The sequence below is a fragment of the Variovorax sp. P4_D9 genome, assembly GCF_056401695.1.
Map to the genome: position 1 here is coordinate 1 of NZ_JBFUIU010000610.1, position 5,425 is coordinate 5,425.

At 64.5% G+C, this 5,425-nt stretch carries 4 protein-coding genes and 1 pseudogene; all 5 read right to left on the minus strand.

Annotated features, from left to right (window positions below; all coding sequences use genetic code 11):
* A pseudogene (locus tag AC1DY5_RS40395) lies at positions 1-191 on the minus strand (hypothetical protein); the annotation flags it as partial.
* Between the two features lie 60 nt (positions 192-251).
* On the minus strand, positions 252-476 hold the full coding sequence (gene xseB / locus AC1DY5_RS40400; protein ID WP_478120066.1) for an exodeoxyribonuclease VII small subunit: 225 nt from the start codon (positions 474-476) through the stop codon (positions 252-254).
* Positions 473-2,137 (minus strand): exodeoxyribonuclease VII large subunit, encoded by a 1,665-nt coding sequence (xseA, locus tag AC1DY5_RS40405; RefSeq protein ID WP_478120069.1) that lies wholly within the window; start codon positions 2,135-2,137, stop codon positions 473-475. The genes xseB and xseA overlap by 4 nt, the downstream gene beginning before the upstream one ends.
* Positions 2,138-2,455: 318 nt before the next feature.
* Complete coding sequence (locus AC1DY5_RS40410; protein ID WP_478120067.1) at positions 2,456-3,391, minus strand: electron transfer flavoprotein subunit alpha/FixB family protein; 936 nt, start codon at positions 3,389-3,391, stop codon at positions 2,456-2,458.
* A gap of 24 nt (positions 3,392-3,415) precedes the next feature.
* Positions 3,416-4,165 (minus strand): electron transfer flavoprotein subunit beta/FixA family protein, encoded by a 750-nt coding sequence (locus AC1DY5_RS40415; RefSeq protein ID WP_478120068.1) that lies wholly within the window; start codon positions 4,163-4,165, stop codon positions 3,416-3,418.
* Positions 4,166-5,425: the final 1,260 nt, after the last annotated feature.

The following is a 5,425-nucleotide window of genomic DNA, read 5'->3' on the forward strand; positions in this document are numbered from 1 at the left end:
CCTGACGGGTCATACCACCGGTAGCCAACGCGAAATGTGGTTCCGCCGCTTGTCAGCTGATACTCGCCGAGGTTCCACTTCCTTTTGGCAAGGGGTGTCGGGTCGGCAATCTCTTCGAATCGATGCGCCCGCAGGAACGCACGCAGTTGATCGTCGTCCTTGATGCTATTGAATTGCTCGTAGAAGTCCATCGAACGTCAAGCTCTCATTGTTGCCGGACCGCTATTCTGACCCACCGATAAGGGTGGGCGTCATGTTGAGGATTCGACGCCCGCGCCCTCAAGGGCAGCCTTGAGGGCTTCCTCCACAGCATCGATCCGCTTCGTGCAGACCTTGTACGCGGCAACCGACTCGGTGACGATCTTCAGTAGATCGTCGATGTTGGGCTCCTTTTGCTCGCGCAACGTCTCTGCGTGCTTCTGGAGCACGTCGTACGCTGCGCGAAAGGTCTGCTGTTCCATGTCGATGTCCTTCATTTCGGTTTGCCGGTGCGCGCACCCATGGTGCCGTCCCGGAACTGGATCTCGATGTGCTGGTCTGGCGCGGCCTGCGCCAGGCTGGTGATGGGCTTGCCGGCCGCGTCGCGGACGATCGCGAACCCACGGTTTAGGGTCTTGTCGGGGCCTTGGCCGGTAATCTCGCGCATCAGCGCCTCCGAGTTCGCGCGTGTCCGGCTCAGAGTTGCCGTGGCGCGCTCGCCCATGACCGCAAACTGAGTGTCCGCCTGGCGCCGCGCAGACCGTGCGCCGGCACTGGCCCGGTCGAGCACGGTGTTGAGCGATACACGGGAGCTGCTGCGCGTTTCGGCCAAGCCGGCGGTCGCGCGGGCCTGAACCTCGGCCATTTGCTTCGGCACGAGCTGGCGCGCGGTGGCCACCTGGGCGGCGACGTCCTGTCGCACCTGGGTCACCAGCCGCAAGCTGTCCCGTCCAGCCTGGTGGACGTCGCGTACGGCGGCTAACCCAATGGCGTTCATGGCGTCCCGACTCGTCTGCCGCACGCGCGCCACGCTGGCTGTCGCATCCGCCGCCACCTGGCCGTGGGCGCGTTCAACCGAAGTGCGCATTTCGCGCGCCGCGCGCGCCGCCATGCTCATGATCGTCTCGGATGCAGCCTTTGCCTCGCGAGCCCGGCGGGCGATGAGCTTCTCGATCGCTCCGATCACCTTGCTCGGGGTGTCGAACTTTGAAAAAGCGACCTCGTCGAGGATGGTGCTGTCGCGCTCGTGCCCGATGCCGGTCAAGACTGGCAGGCGCTGGTCGCAGATGAAGCGTGCCAGGTCGTAGTCGTTCAGCCAGGCCAGATCGTTCACCGCGCCGCCGCCCCGGATGAACATGATCGCATCTGGCATGTCCTCGCCGGTCGCGCATTCGTCCAGAGCCGCGGTGAGCGCCGCGATGATCTCGCGCGCCGCGCCCTCGCCCTGGAAGCGGCTGTGCACGTAGGTGAAGCGGCAGATGCCATATTGCGCCAGTCGGTCGGACTCCTTGCGGAAGTCGCCCAGGCCGGCCGCCTCGTGCGGCGCCACGACCAGGACCGAGGTGAAGTCCCACGGTGGCGGCACCTGCTTGTTCTGCTCGAAGACGCCCTCGCGCTGCAAGCGGGCTCGGATCTCCTTCTTGCAGGCTTCCAGGTCGCCGAGCGTGTATTCCGAGTCGATGGCGTCGATCTCGAGGCTAAAGCCGTACTGCGCCTTGAAGCTCGGCTTAGCGCGCACGAGCAGCTTGATGCCCGCGCCGATCGTTGCGCCGGTGGCTCGCTCGAACTCGGGCGGGATCTTGCCCGCGACGTTCGCCCAGATCATGGCGTGCGCCTTCGCGAGCACCTGGCCGGCCTTGTCGCGCTCCGACAGCTCGAGGTAGACGTGGCCATTGCCGAGCTTCACATTCACGACCTCGACCATCGTCCAGACACCGCCCTTGAAGGCCTCTGAGATCGCGGCGGCCACGCCACCCAGCAGGCGCGACAGCGGGATGCCCTTCGCTGGCGCTGCGAGCTCGCCGCCGGCGGGTGCGGCGACCTCTCGTGAGGCGAACAGGTCCGGTGCGGGAGCGCTGGCCGTCGGTGCGGCACGGGCAGGTACCGCAGCCGAACTCGATGTCCCCGGCAGCTGGTCCCACTTCGCAAATGCCGACAGGTCGACGTCCGCGCGGACCCACCAACGACGGCTCTCAGGGTCAAATGTAGGAACTCAACGAAGATTTCAGTAGCTCATCAGGGGCGACGGTTCCAGGCAGATGCTTCTTTTCAGTAGTTTCGCTCAGGGAAGATTTCAGTTTCCTACGGCCGCTTCCGCTGGTGGGGCCTGGATCGCGTGCAGGGCTGCGGTGCCGAGCGCGTCGGGCTTTCTGCTTCAAACCGCCCACCCAGGGCATTGCAGAACTTCTTTTCGCGCTGTTTGCTGCGAACTTCATCCAAGCATTGTCGAAGAAATGCCATGGTCGATCCCGATGGTTTAAAGCGACGCCACGAGTTCCGGCACGGCCGTGAACAGGTCGGCGACCAGGCCGTAGTCGGCCACCGAGAAGATCGGCGCTTCTTCGTCCTTGTTGATCGCCACGATCACCTTGGAGTCCTTCATGCCCGCCAGATGCTGGATCGCGCCCGAGATGCCGCAGGCGATGTACAGCTGCGGCGCCACGATCTTGCCGGTCTGGCCGACCTGCCAGTCGTTCGGGGCGTAGCCGGCATCGACCGCCGCGCGGCTGGCACCCAGGCCCGCGTTGAGCTTGTCGGCCAGCGGCGCCATCACTTCCTGGAACTTCTCGGCGCTGCCCAGCGCCCGGCCGCCCGAGACGATGATCTTGGCCGCCGTCAGCTCGGGGCGCCCGCTCTTGGTGACTTCGCGGCCGATGAAGCTCGACTTGCCGCTGTCGGCCACGCCGTCGACGGTTTCGATGGCCGCGCTGCCGCCGGTGGCCGCCGCCGCATCGAAGCCGGTGGTGCGCACCGTGACCACCTTGATCGCATCCGAGCTCTGCACGATGGCGATCGCGTTGCCCGCGTAGATCGGTCGCTCGAAGGTGTCGGGGCTGTCGACCTTGGTCACATCGCTGATCTGCGCCACGTCGAGCAGGGCGGCCACGCGTGGGGCGACGTTCTTGCCGTTGGCGGTCGAGGGGAACAGGATGTGGCTGTAGTTCYTGGCGATSGCCAGGACTTGCGCGGCGACGTTCTCCGCCAGGTTCTCGGCCAGGCTCGGGCTGTCGGCCACGATCACCTTGGCGACGCCCGCGACCTGGCTCGCGGCCTTGGCGGCTTCGGCGGCGTTGGCGCCGGCCACCAGCACGTGGACATCGCCGCTGGCGCAGGCGATGCCCGCGGTCACGGTGTTGAGGGTCGCCGGCTTGAGCGTGGCGTGGTCGTGTTCGGCAATAACAAGTACGGTCATGTCGTGTCTTCCTTCTTCTTTGCCTCAGATCACCTTGGCTTCGTTCTTCAGCTTGTCCACCAGGGTGGCCACATCGGGCACCTTGATGCCGGCGCCGCGCTTGGGCGGTTCCGAGACCTTCAGCGTCTTCAGGCGCGGCTTGACGTCCACGCCCAGGTCCTCGGGCTTCACAATGTCGAGCTGCTTCTTCTTGGCCTTCATGATGTTGGGCAAGGTGACATAGCGCGGCTCGTTCAGGCGCAGGTCGGTGGTGATCACCGCCGGCAGGGTCAGCGAGATGGTTTCCAGGCCGCCGTCGACTTCACGCGTCACGTTGACCTTGTCACCAGCGACCTCGACCTTGCTCGCGAAGGTGGCTTGCGGCAGGTTGGCCAGCGCCGCCAGCATCTGGCCGGTCTGGTTGGCGTCGTCGTCGATCGCCTGCTTGCCCAGGATGATGAGGCCGGGCTGCTCCTTGTCGACCAGCGCCTTCAGCAGCTTGGCGACCGCCAGCGGCTGCAGCTCTTCGGTGGTCTCGACCAGGATGCCGCGGTCGGCGCCGATGGCCATCGCGGTGCGCAGGGTTTCCTGGCACTTGGTGTCGCCGCAGGACACGGCGACGACCTCGGTGGCCACGCCCTTTTCCTTCAGCCGCACCGCCTCTTCGATGGCGATCTCGTCGAAGGGGTTCATGCTCATCTTGACGTTGGCGATGTCGACGCCGGTGCCGTCGCTCTTGACGCGCACCTTGACGTTGTAGTCGACGACCCGCTTGACCGCTATCAGAACCTTCACTGGATTTCTCCTTCTTTCGTTTCATTGACTATTTCGGCCGTAACAGGATGAGACGGCCGACCATCTGGATCCCCGAAGCCCGTTCTGAAATCGAACTTGCGCACCAATTCAGAGCACATGGTCTGGGTAGGCCCACGATTTCGACCGAGTCCTGAGGGCATGAGTCCTGCACGCCGAGTGTCTTCGGACCTGTGGGCGCGCAGGCGGGCCTTGAACGTTTCGTCGGGCGTTCGCTGCTTTGAAAAAGTTCCCCATCGCCCGCGAGGCTAGCTTTATGATAATTAAAAACTGATGCATCATCAACTATGCGGGCACCAAGAATGGAAATCGTAGAACGCCGTGGGATGATTGCCGAGGTCGACATGGCTGGCACGACGCGCATTGACACTGCGTGCTTCGGGGTCCATGAGCTGGATATGGTCTGTTTGCTGCGCACTTGATCGCGCGGGTCGCCGCGCGCGGTGCATGCACGATATCGAGACCACACGCGAACAGGTCGGACCATTGCAGTCATCGCGCGCAGCAACCGATGAGAAATCCGGATGCGATTTACCGTGAACCGCTCAGCCTGAACCACTACCTCTGGCCATGTATGGTGAGCGAGCCTTCATACCTCCACGACTGCGATGCGCGCCGATCGATGCCTCCTTCGCAATCATCGATTCGAATATCGATGCGGCCAGGGGTCAGCGCAAGCCTGCCTTACGCATGGAGGCCATGAACGGGGATTTGCGGGCGCGAGAACTGGTGAAAGTTTGATGCTTTTACTGCGCGCGACGCCGGCATGCATCTGTCGCAGCGCGCCGATCTCCACCCCTGGGCTGTCCAGTTCGCGGACCTGTACGATGGCTTCAGCAACCTGACCTTGGTGCGGCTCGAGGCCTGGCATTCTGCACAAGGGGCGAAAGCGACGCCATTGTCGAGGGCGGGTCGCGCACCGCCCGCGGCGGGCAGTTGTCGGCCGGAGCGGGCCGCTCGCGGATTGCCTACTGCTTGCACGCGTCAATCGCGTGTCTCGGAGGCATGGCGACGAAGAGCAGCGGAGGTGGCGCGTTCGTCGTGCACATGCCGGATGGGCTTCGAGTCGGTCCGGAGGCGCGGCCGCTCGTGCCGCCGTCGCACTGGTGGCGCGCGCAGCACATGAAGCCCCGACTCATGAAGACCAACTCTTGAGGTCATTGAGCGCCGGGCCAACCCGTTCTTGATAGGGAAGCGTTCCCTGGCAGGCCGGCAGGACTGGCTGCGCGCGGGGCAGAGCAT